The organism is Pseudomonas sp. P1_F1_2 (assembly GCF_056405815.1).
This window is the reverse complement of the sequence record NZ_JBFUBK010000003.1, coordinates 42,978-61,446: the sequence shown is the minus strand read 5'-3', so window position 1 is coordinate 61,446 and position 18,469 is coordinate 42,978. Positions and strand designations below refer to the sequence as shown.

Annotated in this window: 15 protein-coding genes and 1 pseudogene; 2 read left to right on the top strand and 14 right to left on the bottom strand. The window is 58.9% G+C overall.

Annotated features, from left to right (window positions below; all coding sequences use genetic code 11):
• Window positions 1-125: 125 nt before the first annotated feature.
• A complete protein-coding gene (locus tag AC1D2P_RS01580; RefSeq protein ID WP_109786247.1) occupies window positions 126-1,604 on the bottom strand; it encodes a family 16 glycosylhydrolase in 1,479 nt (492 codons plus the stop codon).
• Window positions 1,605-1,627: 23 nt separating this feature from the next.
• Here AC1D2P_RS01580 and AC1D2P_RS01575 point away from each other — a divergent pair, with 23 nt between their 5' ends.
• Window positions 1,628-1,675 carry a hypothetical protein gene (locus AC1D2P_RS01575; protein WP_371916738.1) on the top strand — a complete coding sequence of 16 codons (48 nt, stop codon included), beginning with the start codon at window positions 1,628-1,630 and terminating at the stop codon, window positions 1,673-1,675.
• Between the two features lie 8 nt (window positions 1,676-1,683).
• Here the strand turns inward: AC1D2P_RS01575 and galE are convergent.
• From galE to rfaH, 13 genes and pseudogenes are all read right to left on the bottom strand, one after another.
• Window positions 1,684-2,688, bottom strand: a pseudogene (gene galE / locus AC1D2P_RS01570) (UDP-glucose 4-epimerase GalE); the annotation flags it as partial.
• Between the two features lie 29 nt (window positions 2,689-2,717).
• Window positions 2,718-4,136, bottom strand: a complete 1,419-nt coding sequence (locus tag AC1D2P_RS01565) for an oligosaccharide flippase family protein (protein WP_077431957.1) — start codon at window positions 4,134-4,136, stop codon at window positions 2,718-2,720.
• A 13-nt stretch (window positions 4,137-4,149) separates the two neighbouring features.
• Window positions 4,150-5,103, bottom strand: coding sequence for a glycosyltransferase family 2 protein (locus AC1D2P_RS01560; protein WP_046030298.1), 954 nt, complete (start codon window positions 5,101-5,103; stop codon window positions 4,150-4,152).
• Window positions 5,104-5,118: 15 nt separating this feature from the next.
• Entirely contained in the window at window positions 5,119-6,432 is a 1,314-nt protein-coding gene (locus AC1D2P_RS01555) for an O-antigen ligase family protein (protein ID WP_109786245.1), read from the bottom strand.
• Window positions 6,429-7,541 carry a glycosyltransferase gene (locus AC1D2P_RS01550; RefSeq protein ID WP_046030296.1) on the bottom strand — a complete coding sequence of 371 codons (1,113 nt, stop codon included), beginning with the start codon at window positions 7,539-7,541 and terminating at the stop codon, window positions 6,429-6,431. The genes AC1D2P_RS01555 and AC1D2P_RS01550 overlap by 4 nt, the downstream gene beginning before the upstream one ends.
• Window positions 7,538-8,620 carry a glycosyltransferase gene (locus tag AC1D2P_RS01545; RefSeq protein WP_109786244.1) on the bottom strand — a complete coding sequence of 361 codons (1,083 nt, stop codon included), beginning with the start codon at window positions 8,618-8,620 and terminating at the stop codon, window positions 7,538-7,540. Before AC1D2P_RS01545 ends, AC1D2P_RS01550 begins: the two co-directional genes overlap by 4 nt.
• 2 nt (window positions 8,621-8,622) lie before the next feature.
• Window positions 8,623-9,327 (bottom strand): WecB/TagA/CpsF family glycosyltransferase, encoded by a 705-nt coding sequence (locus AC1D2P_RS01540; RefSeq protein ID WP_109786243.1) that lies wholly within the window; start codon window positions 9,325-9,327, stop codon window positions 8,623-8,625.
• A 13-nt stretch (window positions 9,328-9,340) separates the two neighbouring features.
• The gene (locus tag AC1D2P_RS01535; protein ID WP_258666153.1) at window positions 9,341-10,681 is read right to left on the bottom strand and encodes a UDP-glucose dehydrogenase family protein; all 1,341 of its coding nucleotides are present in this window, start codon (window positions 10,679-10,681) and stop codon (window positions 9,341-9,343) included.
• Between the two features lie 30 nt (window positions 10,682-10,711).
• On the bottom strand, window positions 10,712-12,103 hold the full coding sequence (locus AC1D2P_RS01530) for an undecaprenyl-phosphate glucose phosphotransferase (RefSeq protein ID WP_477757916.1): 1,392 nt from the start codon (window positions 12,101-12,103) through the stop codon (window positions 10,712-10,714).
• 181 nt (window positions 12,104-12,284) lie between these two features.
• Window positions 12,285-14,597: a GumC family protein gene (locus AC1D2P_RS01525; RefSeq protein WP_477811290.1), complete on the bottom strand. Its 2,313-nt coding sequence runs from the start codon at window positions 14,595-14,597 to the stop codon at window positions 12,285-12,287.
• A 2-nt stretch (window positions 14,598-14,599) separates the two neighbouring features.
• The gene (locus tag AC1D2P_RS01520; protein WP_109786241.1) at window positions 14,600-15,133 is read right to left on the bottom strand and encodes a polysaccharide biosynthesis/export family protein; all 534 of its coding nucleotides are present in this window, start codon (window positions 15,131-15,133) and stop codon (window positions 14,600-14,602) included.
• Between the two features lie 12 nt (window positions 15,134-15,145).
• Complete coding sequence (locus tag AC1D2P_RS01515; RefSeq protein WP_477757915.1) at window positions 15,146-16,249, bottom strand: outer membrane beta-barrel protein; 1,104 nt, start codon at window positions 16,247-16,249, stop codon at window positions 15,146-15,148.
• Between the two features lie 94 nt (window positions 16,250-16,343).
• Window positions 16,344-16,880 carry a transcription/translation regulatory transformer protein RfaH gene (rfaH, locus tag AC1D2P_RS01510; protein WP_109786239.1) on the bottom strand — a complete coding sequence of 179 codons (537 nt, stop codon included), beginning with the start codon at window positions 16,878-16,880 and terminating at the stop codon, window positions 16,344-16,346.
• Window positions 16,881-17,489: 609 nt separating this feature from the next.
• Here rfaH and AC1D2P_RS01505 point away from each other — a divergent pair.
• Window positions 17,490-18,467: an NAD-dependent epimerase gene (locus tag AC1D2P_RS01505; RefSeq protein WP_477757855.1), complete on the top strand. Its 978-nt coding sequence runs from the start codon at window positions 17,490-17,492 to the stop codon at window positions 18,465-18,467.
• Window positions 18,468-18,469: the final 2 nt, after the last annotated feature.

Here is an 18,469-nt window from a genome sequence, read left to right as displayed (position 1 = left end):
ATTCTTGTTTTTTTAACCGCCGCCCGGGAGCCGGATGAGGCTGGAATTCTGTCGACCTGACTGCTCGAACGAAAGTTCAGGGGTAATCGGATGAACCTGACGGACAGATCCATGATTGAGAAACGCTACTGACTGCGTTGCCACACCTTGACGTAATCGACTCTGAAGGTAGAGGGCAGGTCAGCATCGTCTACCACTCCGAACCATTGCCACATGGCCTCACTGTCAAAGACGATCTGCATTGGAAAGAAGAAATTCGTATTCCTGGATTCCCGGACCAGCACGCCATCGACGTACCAGCGCAGGGTGTCGGGCTGCCAGTCGAAGCCGTAGACATGAAACGTACTCGCCAGGCGCCAGGGGCTGACCCAGATGCTGGCGCTGGCGACATGTTCGGTGCTTTGGGGCGTGGCCCACAGGTGGGCGTTCATGTTGTACAAGCGGTCGTAGGCAGCGTCTTTGGTCTTGCCGCCGATTTCGAAGATGTCGATCTCGGTGGCGTTATCTTCCATGCCCGTCCAGGCCAGCCAGAAGGCGCTGGAACCTGCCGAGTCCATGGGTTTGGCGCGTGCCTCGTAGTAACCGTAAAAACCGCGCTCGACCGTGCGAACCATGGCGGAAGAATAATCCTTGAAACCCAGTTGCACGTACTTCTGTGGCAAGGCTTCCTTGCGAAAGACGATGTTCAGGTTGCCGTTGGCCAAGAACGCATTGGCCGGCCTGAACAGCGCCGGCTTGCGGCCCAGGGATTCATTCCCCTGGGCATTGTTGACGTGCCAGCGCACGGTGTCGAGAACGTCGCCATCGAAGTCATCGGACAGTTTGCTGTCGAATATCCAGTTACCCGCATCGGCCTGATCGGACAAGGGCAAGCCGGCGTCGTCGAGTGTCGGCAAGGGGCCCAGCGGCCCGACCCGGGTCCAGGTATCAGCCTGCCGGGGAATGGCAACCGACCACTTGTCCGCCAGGTATTGATACGCCTCTTGTTGCTGCGCAAGGGAGGCAAACGGGCGGTCGTACACCAGCACTTCCGCGATATCGCCTTTGAAGTTGTCGGCGTTTCCGACCACGTTGCGCCCGACCGCGTAGGGCCCAATCGGCACGTCTTGAAGTTCGAGCACGGAGATGGTCGGCGCGTAGGCGTCTGCCTGTCGCAGGCTAATGGCAAAGTTGGGCAGCACATTGTCGTTATCGACGCTATTGGGGCGTGAGCTGAACAGCCGCTGCCAAGGGTCTGCCGGGCTCTGTTCGGGCAGCCGGCGGGAGACGATCAGGAGGGTTGCCGGGCCATTGCCAACGCGGATTGTTTTGCCCAGAAACGCCGAAACGCCATTGAAACGCACCACCGCGTGGCCGTGCAAGGCGTTGGCCACGAACTGCGGACCCGAGGGCCCAATGGCGTCGTCCACCGTGGCGTGGTTGGATTTGCCGGACTTGTCGTTCCAGTGCTGGAGGCGGTCCTGTGCGTCGATACTCATGCTCGATGCATCGGCCGCGTCCAGCCACAGCACCAGCCCGGCGGCTGGCGGACGGGAAGGCGCTGGCGCAGCGCTGCACGCCAGCGAAACCGACAACAGCAGTACCCACAGGCATTCTCTGAGCATGTGCTTTCCTTACCGTTGGAACGATTGCTTATTTCACCGCAGTCAATGCCACTACGCCGAATGAGGATTGATAGCCCTGCGGATTGCACGACTGCCAACGCCAGGAATCCGCCATCATCTGATCGAGATCGCGTTGCGCGCTCCAGCCCAGATCCCGTCCAGCCCTGCTCGGGTCGGCCCACATTTGAGCGATGTCTCCGGGGCGACGCGGGGCGAAGCTGAAGGGGATGGTGATGCCGGTAACGTCTTCGAAACTGTGGATGATCTGGAGCACGCTATAGCCAATGCCGGTGCCCAGGTTCCAGGAATGAATGCCACCCATGTCTTGCAATGCCTGCAGCGCCTTCAGATGACCATTGGCAAGGTCGACCACATGGATGTAGTCGCGCACGCACGTTCCGTCCACGGTGGGATAGTCGCGGCCGTACACCGTGAGTTCGGGCATCCGTCCAATCGCGACCTGCGTCAGGCACGGCAACAGGTTGTTGGGGCGGCCCTTGGGGTCTTCGCCGATCATCCCGCTCTCGTGAGCGCCAATCGGGTTGAAGTAGCGTAGCAAGGCGATGTTCCAGCGCGAATCGGAGTGACACAGGTCGGTCAGCAGCTCTTCGATCATCAGCTTGGTCCGGCCGTAGGGATTGACGGGTTTGCCAGTGCCGAGATCTTCGGCAATCGGTACTTGCGTGGGGTCGCCATACACCGTGGCCGACGAGCTGAACACCAGGTTGAACACTTCATGACGCACCATCGCCCGGCAAAGATTGAGTGTCCCGGCGACGTTGTTGGCGTAATAGTCCAGTGGCTTGCGGATGCTTTCTTCCACGGATTTGAGACTCGCAAAATGCACCACGGCATCGATGTCGTAACGACTGAAAATGTTGTCGAGCAAGATCGAGTCGCCCATGTCGCCATTGATGAAATCGACCCGGGTGTCGGTTAGTAGCTCAAGGCGCGCGATGCACTCTCGACAGCTGTTGCACAGGTTGTCGAGTATCAGCACGTGGTGTCCGGCGTTGATGAGCGCCAGGGCGGTATGGGAGCCGATGTAGCCGGCCCCGCCAGTGATCAGCGTAGTTTTGCGCATGGTGAGGTGTTCCTGTTTCGGGATTGAATTCAGCGAGCGGTGAAAACCGATTTGAATTCTTGCGGCCAGCGCGGGTGCATGACGCTATACGCCACGGCATAGCTCAGCGCGCCTGCCACGATGTTGCAGATCAGGTGCAAGTAACCTTCAAAACCCGATCGGGAAGAAACCAGGAGGACGAATGCGGCCATGACGAGCGAGGCAATCACGCTGCGATAGTTGGTGTCGAAAAACAGCCGCCAGTCATAGCCGATTGCGCTGTTCAAGCCGCGGATTTGCAACGGTGTGATGATCGCCATCCGGGCCAGTAACGCCAGGGCGGCAGCCATGCCGCCATAGAGACTGCCGAAGCTATAGACCAGCGCCAGTGCCAGTACCGTGGTTGCCACTTCGGCCTTGATGGTCAGGTAACTGCGATTGACCGCGACCAGTGCGGTCGTGGCGTACATGGCGGTATTGCCGATGGCTGCCGTGCACGCAAGCACTTGCAGCGGCGCAATGGCCTCGGTCCATTTGGCGCCGAAGATCAACAGGATCACGTCGTGCGCCGTGAGTGCGATGCCGATGAACAAGGGCGTCAGCAGGAAGCCGCTGACGGCGGTCGAATCGCTGAAGATCGCGCGCAACCGTGATGGATCGGCGCTGCGCCGCGCGAACACCGGCAGCGCATAGCTCAGCAGGCCGTTGTAAATCGCGGTGCGGGGTAGTTCGATGATGCGCATCGCCATGTTGAACATGCCGACCGCGTTTGCGCCGGCCGTCATGCCCAGGACCACGTTGACCCCACGCTGCAGCGTTTGCGAACTCAGCGCGTTGACGGCTACCGGTGCACCAGCCTTCAACAGTTCTCGCAAGACGGGGCCGTCAATATGAAAGGCGATGCGCTGCCGGTCTGCGCGCATCAATACGATGATGGACACGAACTCCATGATCAGTGCCTGGGCAATGACCGCCCAGGCCCCCAATCCCCAAAGCGCGACAGCGACGCCGCCGACGCCACCACACACCTTGCCCAGCAGCGTGCGCGACGCCAGCGTCTTGAAGTCGCCGCTACGGCGCATCTGCGCCACATAGACCCGCGCCATCATGGTGAACAGGATTTTCACCGAGGCCACCGCCGTCATCCATCGCAGCATCGGGTCAGGCGTGTACACAAGTACCGCGCCCGAGATGACGACGATGGACGCCAGACTGACGAGTACCGCCGCCCAGAAGGCCGTGGAGATGTGTTTGTCCTCCAACCGCTCGAGTCGTACCAGCGGGTCTTCCAGAACCGATGAATACACCAGGCCGATCAACTCGACGATGGCAATGATCACCGTGCCCACACCCAGCTCTGCGGGCGATAGCAGCCTGGCATACGCGACAAAGGTAATCATCGACAGGAAGATCAGGCCGAATTTCTCGGTGAAGATCCAGATCAATGTAACCAGACGGTGATTGGCCATGGCGGATACCGGTTCAATGAGCGGTGGTTGACGCCGTTGCCTTGCGCAATGTTCGAACACAGGCATAGAGGTAGCGCAAGGTCGGTTTGCCGTTGGCGAAGATCAGCGTTTGCCAGGAATAGTCCAGCATTCGCCGGTAGACGCCGATCACGTCGGCATGCTCGCCTTTGCGGGAAAAGGCATTGAGAAAGTCAGTGTGGTTGCCCAGCACGAAATCGATCCGTTGCTGCTTGCTGAGCTGCGCGCCGTAGCGGGCGAGGTACACCTCGATGAACCTGATCTTGTTCGGGTAGTACTTCTTCGGTTGCGCGGTCATGTTGCCGGCATTGACCGTGCGCTCCAGCAGCACTTGCGGCACCGTGTGGATCTCCCAGTGTTCGGCGATCCGGGTCCACATGAAGCGGTCTTCGGAGTAACGCAGGCTGGCATCGAAGCCGCCGAGTTGCAGGATCACGTCACGCTTGACCAGCGCGGTGGATACGCCATTGAGGACGTTGGCGTGGATGAAATCGTAGAAATGCCGGCCGTTCTTGCGCAGATTGTCCATTTGCCGCCTGCCGTCGCTGTAATTGACCTGCGTGTAGCAGTCGATCAGCCCCACCGGCCGGCCTTGACGACTCAGTTCGTCATACAGGGCCAGCTGTAGCTCCAGTTTTTGCGGACGAAATTGGTCATCGGCATCGAGAAACGCCACAAACGTCTCCTCAGAGTGCCGCAGACCGTGGTTGCGGGCGCTGGCCTGGCCTTCGTTGGCCTGGTGCAACAGCGTCAGGCGAAACGGCGCCGCGAAGGCGTTGACCCGTTGTGGCCCGTCATCGGAGGAACCATCGTCGACGACGATGACGTGGTCGGGCAGTCGGGTTTGCCCGGCCAGGGACGCCAGTGTTTGCTCAATGCTGTCGGCGCCGTTGTACATCGGGATCACGACACACACTGTATGCGGTAAAGACGGGGCTTGGTCTGACACGGGTGTCTCTCCTTTTTACGCTTTGGCTGAATCGCGCGGTAATGCCCTGCCAGACGGACGCTGACGCAGGGTTGCCGGGGACAACTCGGGATAGGTCGCAGGGTGATGCCGAAAGGACAGGGCCAGGGTGCAGAACACCAGGAACTCGGCAGAGCGGTAGTTGGGAATCACGTACGCCACGTAATTGGTGACGGCGAACAGACCGATGATCACCAAGGCGCTGGCGCGAAACTGCGCAGACTGGTTCGCCGTCACGGCCCGGTACTGTTTGATCAGCGCTTCAGCGAGCAGCAGAGCCAGCGCGGTCAGTTGGATGATGCCGCCGTTGAGCAGGGTCTCCACGTAACCGCTGTGCGCGTTGCCGATGTAACCCCAACGCTTTATGAACGCGGCGGCATCGGGGCTGGACCAGAAGGCGCCGAAGCCGTAGCCCTTGAGGTATTGATCGTCGACAAACGGCCCGAGCAGCTCCCAGATCATCGTGCGGTCGGTGAGTGACGGGTCACGACCGGCCATTTCCAGCAACACCGCAAAGTTGCTGTAGAGGAACAGGCACACCAGCAGGTAGAGGAGTGTGCAGCCGAGGAACAACAGCTGCGATCGGTTCATGCGTAAACGGATCAACGTCAGGAAATACCAGTAGCTGATCGTGCCGGCAATCACCAGCACCACCCCGGTCGCCGACTGGGCAAGCAAGATGGCAATCAGCGAGAAGAACGAGCAGAACAATGCCCAGCGGTTACGCTGGCGAATCATCGGCAGCAGCAACAGGATCGCGATGGCGTTGATCCGTGCGCCGGCATTCTTCTCCATGAAAATCCCTTTGAACGCGCCTTCGCGAATACCGCCGGAAACGAACGCGGCGCTGGGCATGACCAGCGCCAGGATCAAACCGATCAACGCCGCCACGCCAATGGCGCAACCGAGCATGAAGGTGATTTTTTCGAGGCTGTAGTTGTAGGCGATGAAACCGGCGAAAAACACCACGCTGATCATCGCGACAAATCGTTTGAGGCTCAGCATCGGGTCAGAGGACCAGCCGATGGAGGCGATCACGCAGAGTAGGAACACCAGCAGAAAGAAGTTGCCGCGGTAAAAGCTTTTGCTGAGGAAGACCTTGTTGCGGATGAAGAAAAACAAAGGCACCAGCAACGTGATCAGGCCGCAGATCTGGTTGGTCACGTTGCCTTCGAGGTCTTTGTCGATGTCGTCGAAACTCGAGGCGCTGCCCAAACCGAGGACAAACGAAATCACCTGGATGTAAAACAGCACACCGAACAAGGTGAAGCCGTCACGCAGGGTGGAATAGCGGATCTCCAGTCGGTTCATGGCGAGGGACTCCCGAGCAGGGCGCTGAGGTAGGTTTTTACCGCGCTGGCATTCATGAAACGGGCGGCCGCGTCGAGGCGCGCCTGACGGTGTTCTTCTCGTGGGGTGGAGAGTTGCAGGGCAATCGCCTGCGCCAGGGCCATCGGGTCATCGACGGCCACGAGGGGGGCGACGACACCATTGATCAGGATGTCTTGCGGGCCATGCGGGCAACGGGTCGAAACCACCCGCGTCCCCGTGGACAACGCTTCGACCAGCGCATTGGGGCTGCCTTCGAAGCGCGACGACAACACGAAGCAATCGGCCGCCGCCACCTCTGCCATGGGCTCATGGGTGTAGCCCGGCAGGTCAAGCCGATGCCCCACGCCCAGCTTGCGAGCCTGTTCCAGCAATTGATCGCGCAAGACGCCTTCACCAAAAATGATCAGGCGCGCGTCGCGATTCGGCAGCGCGGCGAACGCGGTAATCAACGTATCGAAGCCTTTTTGCGGGGCTAGGCGACCTACGGCGACAATCACCGGGTTGGACGCTTCCAACAGCCAGGGATGGCTGGGCGGTTGATGCGGTTTTTCCCGAAAGTCGTTGTCGAGCACCGGATTGTCGGCAATGGTCACGTCCTGGCGACGGGCAATGGTGGTGTCGATCAGGTCTTGGGCGACGCCGCGCGAGACGCAAATCACCGGGTTGGGAATCAGCCGATACAGCAGCGGCGCCACCGTGTAGGCGACGCGCACCATGAAGTCGGGGTTGACGTGTTTGTCGTGGGAGAACGCGTTGCGTTCGCTGACATGCAGCCGCGACAGCGTCCCCGACAACGCGGCGGCGACAATGGCGATCACGTTGACGTGAGTGAGCGCCGCCAGTTGCGCGTCGAAGCGGTTTTGTCGAAGAAAACGCACCAGTGCCGGTACGGCCCTTGAACTGCGCGGGCTGCGCAATTCGACCTTTTTTACCCGTGGGTCGAGGTACGCCGCGTTGACGCCACCGCCGGTGAGCATCAGCAGGGTCACGTCATTGCCCGCGTCCACCAGCGCCCCGGCCAGGCGCGTCATCATTTTTTCGGCCCCGCCTGCGCTGAGGTCGTGCAGGATAATCAGCAACTTTTTCATTGATTCCACACCTGGTAGTACGCTTGCGCGGCGTCCTGGCTGGTGTACTGACGTATCGCGTCGGAAATCATGCCTTCATTGACGGCGACCCGACCCTGCAAAAACAGGCTTTGCAGCATGCCTTCGGCCAGTGCCGGCGCATCGTTGACGTTGACCAGTTGGCCGAGGCGGCCGTTGTCCAGCAATTCTCTGGGCCCTGTTTCGCAGTCGCTGGCCAGCACCGGCGTACCCAGCGCCAAGGCCTCGATCAGCACCGTCGGCATGCCTTCATGCACCGAGCTGAGAATGAACAAACGTGCGTTCTTGAGCAGCGGATAGGGGTTGCTCAAGAACCCGGTGAAATGCACCCGGTGCGCGATACCCAGGCGATTGGCCTGTACCGTCAGCTCACCTCGCAAGGGACCGTCGCCGGCAATCACCAGATCCGGTACCGCCTCGCTGTGCAGGGCCATGGCATAGGCATCGAGCAGCAAGTCAAAACCTTTTGGCGCCACCAGACGGCCCAGGCCCAGCCAATAATTGCGCGGAATTTCAGTGGGCAACGGCGCCTTGGCGGCGTGCAGCAGTTGATCGTTGATGACGGCGTTCGGGCAATAGCGGATGCGCTGACTTCCCCACGGCATCATTTCAGCCAGGGATTGACGCAACACCGTAGACACCGTCACCACCTTGCCGCTGCCACACAGGTACAACGCGTAGAGCAGGCGCAGGCCGGTGGGGCTGGTTTTCTGCTCCGTGCAATCGAGTGTGGCGTGGCGGCTATAGATGACCTTGCAAGGGCTGCCGAGGGTGGCGAACCATGTGCAAAGGTTCGCCTGCTCCTTGGCGGAAATGAGGTGGGTGATGCCTTCACGCTGAATCAACCGGCGCAACAGAATGATCGATTTGAGCCATCCGAGCAGACCGCGCCCGCCGCCGTCATTGAGGCTTTGAGCCCCTTGCGTGTCCGGCGTGTCGCCGTTGATGACGAAGAAACTCACGCGCTGGCCGTCCTTGAGAAACTGCTCGGACAAGCGCTGCTGGACGCGCTCGACGCCGCCACCCGACTTGAAATCCTTGAGGATGAACAGAATGTGCATGGTCATTCCCCGACACGGATGGTGACTTTGTGCCGAACGAGCATTGCCAGTAGTTGCAGGAAATTGCCGGGGTAGTCGACGAGGTAGCGTTTGATGGTGTGCGGCTCGCGGTACATCCGGTAGAACGCGCGCAAATGCAGGCGATTGATCACCTCGGGGTAGTACTGACACGTGGCCATGGCCTCCTGGCGAATGAACCCTCCACAGGTAAATGCCACACCGTGAAAGCCTGCGCGCTGCGCATCTTGTACGAACTGCTCTTGCAATCCGGCACCGAGGCCGACGATCAGGACATTCGCGTCGCTCTGGCAGATGTCGCGCCGGATGCCCTTGGCTTGCGCCACATTGAAGTAGCCATTGTGATAGCCGGCGATGATCAACTGCGGGTAGCGGGCCTTGATCTTGCTGATGAACAGCTCCAGCTCGGCCTGGTGGGCGCCGACGAAATACACCCGTTTACCCGATTGCTCGGCGCTGCCCAACACCGGGTCGGCGATGGATGTGAAATCGAAGCTGACCCGGCCGATGCTGCGCCCGGTCACCTGCGACATGAACGCCGACATCAGCATGCCGTCGCAAAAGTAGGCGACGGTGCCCGGAGTGTCTTTGAAAAAACTGCCGATGGACGCGAAGTTGATGAAGGAATACGCCTGATTGGCGTCGAGCAATTTCGGTGAGTAATGCCTGACAATTTTCAGCTTGATCATGGCCTGACTCCTTTCAGATGACAGCGCGGGTCTGTCGGCCGACGGACACGTAGGTAAAGCCGCGTTGGCTCAAACGCTGCGGATCGAACAGGTTGCGCCCGTCAAAAATCAGCGGTTGTTTGAGCTGTTGGTTGATCAGGTCGAAGTCCGGCGCACGGAACGATTGCCACTCCGTGACGATGACCAAGGCGTCGGCATTTTTCAGCGCCGCTTCTTTGGTGCCCGCCAAAGTCAGGTCATCGCGTGATCCATAGATACGCTGGGTTTCTTCCATGGCTTTGGGGTCGAATGCCTGGACGTTGGCGCCGGCGCGCCACAGCGCTTCCATCAACACCCGGCTTGGGGCTTCGCGCATGTCGTCGGTGTTGGGTTTGAAACTCAAGCCCCACACGGCAAAAGTCTTGCCGCGAAGATCGCCGTTGAAGTAATCGAAAACCTTGGTGTACAGGCTGGCTTTCTGTTCGTTGTTGCGTGACTCGACAGCCTTGAGTACTCGCGCATCGATATCGATGCTGGTGGCCGTGTGAATCAGCGCTTGCACGTCCTTGGGGAAACACGAACCGCCGTAGCCCAGGCCCGGGTAGATAAACTGATAACCAATGCGCGGATCGGAGCCGATGCCGTGGCGGACCATTTCGATGTCGGCACCGAGTTTTTCCGCGATGTTGGCTATCTCGTTCATGAAACTGATCTTGGTCGCCAGCATGCAGTTGGCGGCGTACTTGGTCAGCTCGGCGCTGCGGATGTCCATGACGATGATCTTTTCGCGGTTGCGATTGAACGGTTCGTACAGCTCGCGCATGACCGCTTCGGCGTGCGGGCTATCGGTGCCGATGACGATCCGGTCCGGGCGCATGCAGTCTTCTACCGCACAGCCCTCCTTGAGAAATTCCGGATTGGAGACCACATCGAACGTCAGGTCGCTGCGACCCTTGTCGGCCAGCACCTGTTCGATGTGCGCACGCACCCGGTCGCCGGTGCCCACCGGGACCGTGGACTTGTCGACGATGATCCGGTGGCCGTCCATGTTCAGGGCAATGGTTTGCGCCACGCTCAGCACATATTGGAGGTCTGCCGAGCCGTCTTCGTCAGGCGGCGTGCCCACGGCGATCAGCAGCACCTCACCATGGCGTACGGCGCTGGCCAGGTCAGTGCTGAATTGCAGGCGGCCGCTGTGGTAATTGTCGAGCACCAGGCTCTTCAGGCCGGGTTCGTAGATCGGCAAGGTGCCGTCCTTCAAGGCCTCGACCTTGGCGGCGTCGACATCCACGCACATCACCGTGTGGCCGACTTCCGCCAGCGCAGCGCCCTGGACAAGGCCCACATAACCAATACCGAATACGCTCACATTCATGGTCAAACCTCAGAGAGTCGAAGCAGGGCGTCAGTAGATGTTTTTCGAAAACAGCGTGAAGGGCGTCTTGATCAGAATCTTGATGTCCAGCCACAGCGACCATTGGTTGATGTAGTTGAGGTCTTGGGCGACGCGCAGCTGCATCTTTTCCACGGTCTCGGTTTCGCCACGATGTCCGGTGACCTGGGCCAGCCCGGTAATGCCCGGTTTCAGACGATGGCGGGCCATGTAGGCCTGCACTTTGCCGGTGTAGTAAATGTTGTGGGTGACGGCATGCGGGCGCGGTCCGACCAGGGCCATTTGCCCGAGCAACACGTTGAACAGTTGTGGCAGCTCATCGATGGAACTGCGGCGCAGGAAGCGTCCAACCGGGGTGACGCGGTCATCGTCACGAGTGGCCTGGCGTACCTCCTGATCGTCGTGGACGCGCATCGAACGAAACTTCCAGACCTTGATCACTTCACCGTTGCAACCGTGGCGGTTTTGCTTGAACAGCACTGGGCCAGGGGAGGTCAGCTTGATGGCGGCAGCGACCATCACCAGCAGCGGGCTGAGCAAAATGACGGCCGTCGCCGCCAGGCTGCGTTCAAACAGGTCCTTGCAAAACAGGCTGGCCGGGTGCGAGCTGATCAGGCTTTCGTTGAGGTAAATCGCCGGCATTCTCTCGATCTCGGAGATCGAGTGATTGAGCAGCACCATGCTGCCGAAATCCGGGATCCACACCACGTCGACATTCATGTCCAGCAGGTCGATGTACAACGCCTCGATAGTGGCGGCATGGGCCATGGTCAGGACGATGTAGACGCGCCGCACATGCAGGCGGGTGATGATTTCGCGAATCTCTTCGACGCGGCCCAGCAGCGGCAGGATGCTCGGCGCCGGGCCGATGTCGTCGGCAGTGGCGATAAACCCCAAGGCCAGTGCGCGGTTTGGCTGTGACAGTTTTTTCGCCAGTTCATGGGCGGTCGGGCAGGTGCCGATGATCACCGAACGGCGCTCCTTGCAGACCATGCGCGCGTGCAACCGTGCAAAGTAGTGCAGGGGCAGAAAGCTCAACGCCTGGACCAGAAAACCCAGGACCGCCCAGACCATGATGACCTGGCGCGAGTACTTCGCACTGGTCTGAGTGATGAAGGCAATGGCCCCCAGAACGGCCAGCAAGATCAGCCAGCCCGCGAGCAATCGACCGAGCCCGACCAACAGGCCGTGACGCTTGTGGTAGACCTGCATCAGGCTGTAAATCGGCACCGAACCGAGCACGGTCATGATGATCAGAATGCGGTAATCGCTGGTCAGGCTGCCGACGCGCATCAACACGAGCAGCATCAGCAGCGAGGTGGTCAGCGTCATGGCGCACACCCACTGGGCCCAGAACGTCAGGCCGCGGCGGTGCGTCAGATGAGCGGTATAGAGCGGTGTCATGGGCTTGACCTCAAGGCAGACGTAGTGCGCAAACGCTGGACGGGCAGACACGGCGTGGCTCCCGCAGGCTTTTCCGTAGCTCGGCAGAGGTGAAGCAGCTTTTTTTGTTGTGTTTGAGGTGATGCAGCTTTTTGTTATGGCGGGGCGTTATGGTGAGGGGGGAAAGCCCCCCTATCACTCATTACCGGGACGCGAAGTCGTAGTTGTAAAAGGTTCGGGAGTGGTTGTAGCCGTACTTGCGCGCCTTGCGCAGGTCGACCTGGTTGAGCACGGTGCCAAACACCGGTACGTGGCTTTGTTGCAACATGGCAATGCCCCTTTGTACCTGGCCGATTGACGTGCTGTCGGCCTTGACCACATAAATCACCGCGTCCGAATGCTGGGCCAGCAGCAGCGCATCACTGATCATCTCGGCGGGAGGGGAGTCGATGATGATGTGGCGGTAACGCAACTTGAGCGCTTCGAGCATGCGGGCCATGCGCGGCGAACTGAGCAAGTCCTGCGGTGGAGGCTGGCGCGCCGGATTGAGCGCATCGGCGGGAGACGGCAGGCGCGGCGCGGTGAACACATCCACCGAGGACGGCCCCATCTTTCCGGCCGGCAGCAAGTCCAGATTGCCGACCGACAAGATGCAGTCCTCGAGCCGGGCGGTGCCGGCAATCACGTTGGCCAGTCCGGGGCTGTCCGGCGGGAAATCAAAGTTCAGCGCCAGGGTGGGTTGGCGCATGTCGGCATCGATCAGCAGCACACGTTCAAGGGCGGTGAGCGAGCTGGCGAGGTTGTTGGCAATGGTGCTTTTGCCCTCGCCGGCGACGGTCGAGGTGACCAGCACGATCTGCGACGGCATGTCGCTGCTTTGCAGCATCAGCCAGGTGCGCAGGTTGCGAATGGTTTCGGAAAAACGCGGGTGGTCATTGTCCTCAAACAACCGAGCCAGTTGCCGGCGGCTTTTCTTCACGACCAACGGCACGACACTGAGCAATGGAATGTGGAGCATGCTCTCGATGGTTTCATCGGTCTTGAAGGTGTTGCTCAGGCTGTCGAAGAGCAGGGCCAGGGCCACGCCGATCACAGCCGCCAGCAACCCGACGATCGCCACAATCAAGGTTTTGCGCGGCTTGCTGGCTTCCACCGGGACAATCGCCGGGTCGACGATGCGCACTTTGGTCGAGTCCATGTCGGCGGTGGCGGCGGTTTCCTTCAAGCGGGTGACGAAGGTTTCATACAGCGCACGGGTGCTATCGACTTCACGCTGGAACTCGCGCAGCTGAAACTCCTTGCGAGCGATGTCCTGGATCTGCGCCTTGTTGCTGTTGAACGATTGGCGCAGCGAGGCTTCGCTGGCCGAGGCGAGTTGGTACTGCCGCTCGATCCCGGCAACCACCTGCTGCACTTGCAACTGCAGGCTGGTGGTGGCGGCGCGCAATTCAGATTGCGCGGAAATCAGGCTCGGGTGTTTGGGACCATAGCGCCCCGACAGTTCATCGACTTTCGCCTGGGCCTTGGCCCGGTCCGCCTGGAACTGCTGGACCAGCGGGTTGCTCAACACCGCGGGCACACTGGAGAGCCGGCTCAAGTCACCATTGCTCAAGGCTTTGGCCTGACGGTATTCGCTCTCGGCTTCGGCGCGGGTACGGCGGGCATCGACCATTCGGCTGCCAGTCATTTCCAGTTCGTTGGCGCTGATGGTGGCGACGCCGCCGACATCGACCAGGCCTTGTTCTTCGCGATAGCCCTGGAGTTTTTTCTCGGCCACGCGCAAGTTGTTGCGCAACTCGACCAGCCGCGTGTTCATCCAGGCCGTGGTGGACTGCGAAGACTTCTCGCTGGTGTCGATCTGGCTGTCGGTAAAGCCTTGGGCCAGTGCATTGGCTGCTGCGGCGGCAAGATCCGGGTCGGGCAGTTCAACCTGGATTTCGAGCAGTTGGCTCTTGCCGACGAACTTGACCGTGGTGTGCAGCATCAGGTTTTGCGTGACCTGGTTGAAGACGTCTTCCTCGGTCGGGGTGTCCTTGACGGGCATCAAAATGGCCAGACCGGGGATCCATTGGTCGAGCTMCAGGGCCGCCAGCCACTTGCGCGGCGTGAACCAGGGCGCCGGTTGCTGGCGCGGGTCGGTGATCGGGTTGGTGGTGAGGTTGAGTTTTCGCACCGCGCGTTCGGCCAGGTCCCGGGATTCGAGAAGGGCCTGCTGGGTCTGCAAGTAGTCAGTGGCGTTGGTGCTTGAGTCCTTGACTTGCTGGAAGGACATCAGCGGTGGTGTTTTTTCGTTGAACAGCAACGTGGTGCTGCCGATGTATTGCGGGGTAATGAGCGAAACCGCCACCGCCGCCAGGGCACAGCTAAACAGGATCAGCCAGCCGATTGTCCATTTTGCGCGCCAGATAACCCTCCACAGTTTGAGTAGGTCAATGGTGTCTCTGTCTTCGCTGTGCTGCTGATGCACGTGCGTTTGCAGAGGACGTTCGACGTAGGTGCTAGGGCTGTTGTCCATGATTAGAAAAAGCCTTGTGCAATGGAAATGGTGTCGCCGGGAGCAATCGTGGTGTTGCGGGTGACTTCATCGGTGAGCGTCGTACCGCCATCGCCGCGCACGATGGTCACGCGTTTGATCGAAGCGCGCTCCGTCAGGCCGCCGCCCAACGCGATGGCCTTCTCCAGGGTCAGGCCGGGTATGAACGGATAGCTGCCGGGTTTTTGCACTTCGCCATTGATGTAGAACGAGCGGTACTCAATCTGGCTCAGGCTGACCTTCGGGTCGGTCAGGTAGCCCTGTTTAAGCCCGTCGACGATGATTTTTTCGACCTGGTTCGGTGTGAGCCCCTTGGCGGAAATCTCACCCAGGAACGGATAGGAAAACGTGCCGGCGTCACTGAGACGGATACGTTTGAGGCTCAATTCCGGTTCGCCAAATACCGTGATGCGCAAGACATCCCCGGCCGCCAGTTTGTACTGAGTACCGGAATCCGCTGCATGGGTCGTGGGGACAACCAGCAAAGTGAACAACAAGCCAAGAGTCTGTGAGTTCATGTCGAAACCCTCCTAAAGGCTTACGTTGAAGCTGATCGAAACAATGTTGCGGGTGAAACTTTCATTGTCGGCATCGGAATCGTTATCGCGGTAGCGATAGCCCAGTTCGATATCCAGCCAACGGCGCATGGCGTAAATCAAACCCAGGTTGTAATCCTGGAGATTGTCTGTACGGCTTTGGCCTTCGTAGACATACCGACCGTACCCGGCCTGGGCCACGGAGGTGATCCGTTCGGTCCAGCCATGACGCCAGCCGACCTGGGTGAAGGTCGACTTCACGGCATCAGCGCCATCGTCACCTTCGGCGAGGGCCTGGCGGGCGAGGAAGGTAAATGTCGAATAGGTTAGAGGTTTCCATTGCAGGTCCACTTGCCAGGTGGGGTTGTCGAGGTCTTTGGACTGGCTGCTGTCGAAGTTCTTTTTCTCATAGCCGATGCGCACTTTGCCTGTCGTGCGTGCGGTGACGTCCCACGTTGCACCGGCGAGTAGGGCATCGGATTTGCTGCTGCGCGGACTGTTGGCCAGCAGGTAATCAAAATCGGTGTGATCGTATTCCAGCAAACCGCGGGTATTACTGCCGATGCGGTGATACCAGGTGGTGGTCACACCGGTGGTATTACGTTCTTTGTCGTCGTTGACGCCGTCGGCATTGTCGTAACGAAGTTCTGCATAACTGGCACCGAAATCGATCTGGTTATCTGCACTTTTGGCGCCGTAGGTATATAAACCGCCGACCCGTTTGTTATTGAGCTTGTCATTGACGCCTTCTACGGCCGTCGATTCTGTGCGCTCCCATTTACGGTATTCGGCTTCAAGTTTCAGACGGTGTCGATCGGTGAATTCCATGATGCTGTCCGCCCGCACGCGATGGGCCGTGTATGAGGCGTCCGACTCGTCGTGATAGATGTAGCGGGCGGGTTGCCAGATCAGGCGAGTGGCGCTGTTGCGGTCTTCGGCCTTGAGCTCGAAGGAGGGCGCCAAACGGGTGATCATGGAAGACTGCACATTGCTTTCTAACTCACGAAAGTTGTCATCGTAACTTTCAGAGACTAAAAAAGTCGGGGTGAAGTTGAAGCCGTAAACGTTTATGTATTGTGGGCGAATACTCCATGCCATCCCTGAATAAAGAGAGGCCGTGATCAGTGCAATAAGGCAGCGTGACTTCAAGGCCATGTTATAGCTCCTGAAAAAAAGCATATAAGGCAAGCGATTAGTTATTTATTTGTAATGGCGTGCTATGACGTTCGAGATCACTTCGCGGGACGCAAATAGTTTGTTCCCGATTAAGAAACTGCAACAGGATCATGACGCGCTCGGCGCCGAGCGAGGAAATGAAGACGCCTTCAAGTGGCGACAGCGGCCCTCGAATGATCTGCAAGTGTTCGCCGGGTTTCAGGTCGTGGCTGGTGTGCGGTTCCGCTGATTCAATACAGCGCGCACGCAGATGCTCGATGACGTGCTCGGACACCGTCGCAGGACCATGATTGAATTCGACAATACGACTGACGCCGCGGGTAGAACGGATGGGCGCCCAATTGTCGCTACGGCTGAGATGGATAAACAAATACCCAGGGAAGAGCGATTCCAGCACCCGATGGCGTTTCCCGCGGATCACGCGTTCACTCACCAACTGAGGGTGGAAGATCACATAATTTTGTTGAAGCAGGTTGAGATGGGCACGTTCGTCCTGACGTGGTTTGCATTGCAGGAGGTACCAATTAGACCGTTCGGAGCTATGTGCTGGCATGCTGGTAAACTCTGTGATTAGCGAAGTTTAGGCAGGCAGTGGCTCTAGTGAGGCCTATGAAGTGAAGTTGGACGCAGATATGTTTTTTTTATGTATGTATGTGCAGTAGTGTTTCAATACTGAAGCACATAGTGCTTCACGAAAGTGCAACGAATAACGTAATGCTCTAACGTGTAGCGCTTTGGGCATAAGACCGTGACTCAACGTTGAAACAGACAAAGCTACCGCACGGTCTGCACATGGGACCCACAAAAAAATTGTTCTGAAGAGGTGGGTCTAAGGAACAACCGCCAATGCAGGCAATCTGCACTCGCGCTCTGTTCAAATAGACCGGTGTAGTTATCGACCACTCTAAGCGGTCTGTCAAACGTTCCTTGTCAAAATACATGCCTTTTATCCATTGGCGATTTTGACAGTACGCAAGTAATTGTTTTTGTGGTTGATTTCCGTTTCGTCGGGTTTATTAAACTTTTGACGCTATTAATAGTCATCCCGAGCGAGTGCAGTCCCCGATGTTGGGGATAGTAAGTAGTGAGCTCCCAATCTGGACCCAATGCAATAGCAACGCTATAACTAACAACTCTTGTCTGAACAACGGAGCAAGGCACTATGACCGTTCTTGTGACTGGCGCCGCAGGGTTCATTGGGTATCACACGGTCAAACGGTTGTGCCTCCAAGGTCTGGAAGTGATAGGCCTCGACAACCTCAACGACTATTACAGCGTGGCGCTCAAGCGCGCTCGGCTCGAACAATTGAGCGCGTTGCAGGGCTTCCATTTTCAGAAGATGGACATCGTCGACAAACCCGCCTTGATGGGGTTGTTCAACGAGTATCGCTTCACCGAAGTGGTGCACCTGGCGGCGCAAGCGGGCGTTCGTTACTCGCAACACAATCCGGATGCCTATGCTCAATCCAACCTGGTGGGCTTCTTGAATGTGCTGGAAGCCTGCCGGCACCATCCGCCCGCGCACTTGATCTACGCGTCAAGCAGCTCAGTGTACGGTGCCAACAGCAAACTGCCGTTCAGCGTCGATGACCGGGTCGATCATCCGGTTTCGCTGTACGCGGCGAGCAAGCGCGCCAATGAATTGCTCGCCGACAGCTACTGTCATCTCTACGGTCTGAAGGCCAGCGGCCTGCGCTTTTTTACCGGCTACGGACCGTGGGGCCGTCCCGACATGGCGTTGTTCAAGTTCACCGAAGCGATCCTCAAGGGCCAGCCCATCGATGTGTTCAACCATGGCCAGATGGCGCGCGACTTCACCTACATCGACGACATCGTCGAAGGCATCGTCCGGCTGCGTCTCAAGCCGCCACTGCCGAACCAGGCAGATGAGGGCGTCAACCGGATTTTCAACATCGGCCGTGGCATGCCGATTGCGCTGCTGGATTTTATCGAATGCCTGGAGTCGGCATTAGGGATCAAGGCGCAGCGCAATTACTTGCCGATGCAACCTGGGGATGTCATCAAGACCTGGGCCGATGTGTCGGCGTTGGCAGACTGGGTCGACTTCCGCCCGCAAGTGGCGGTTGAAGCCGGCGTGGCGCAGTTTGTGGCGTGGTATCGGCACTTTTATCAGGTGTGACG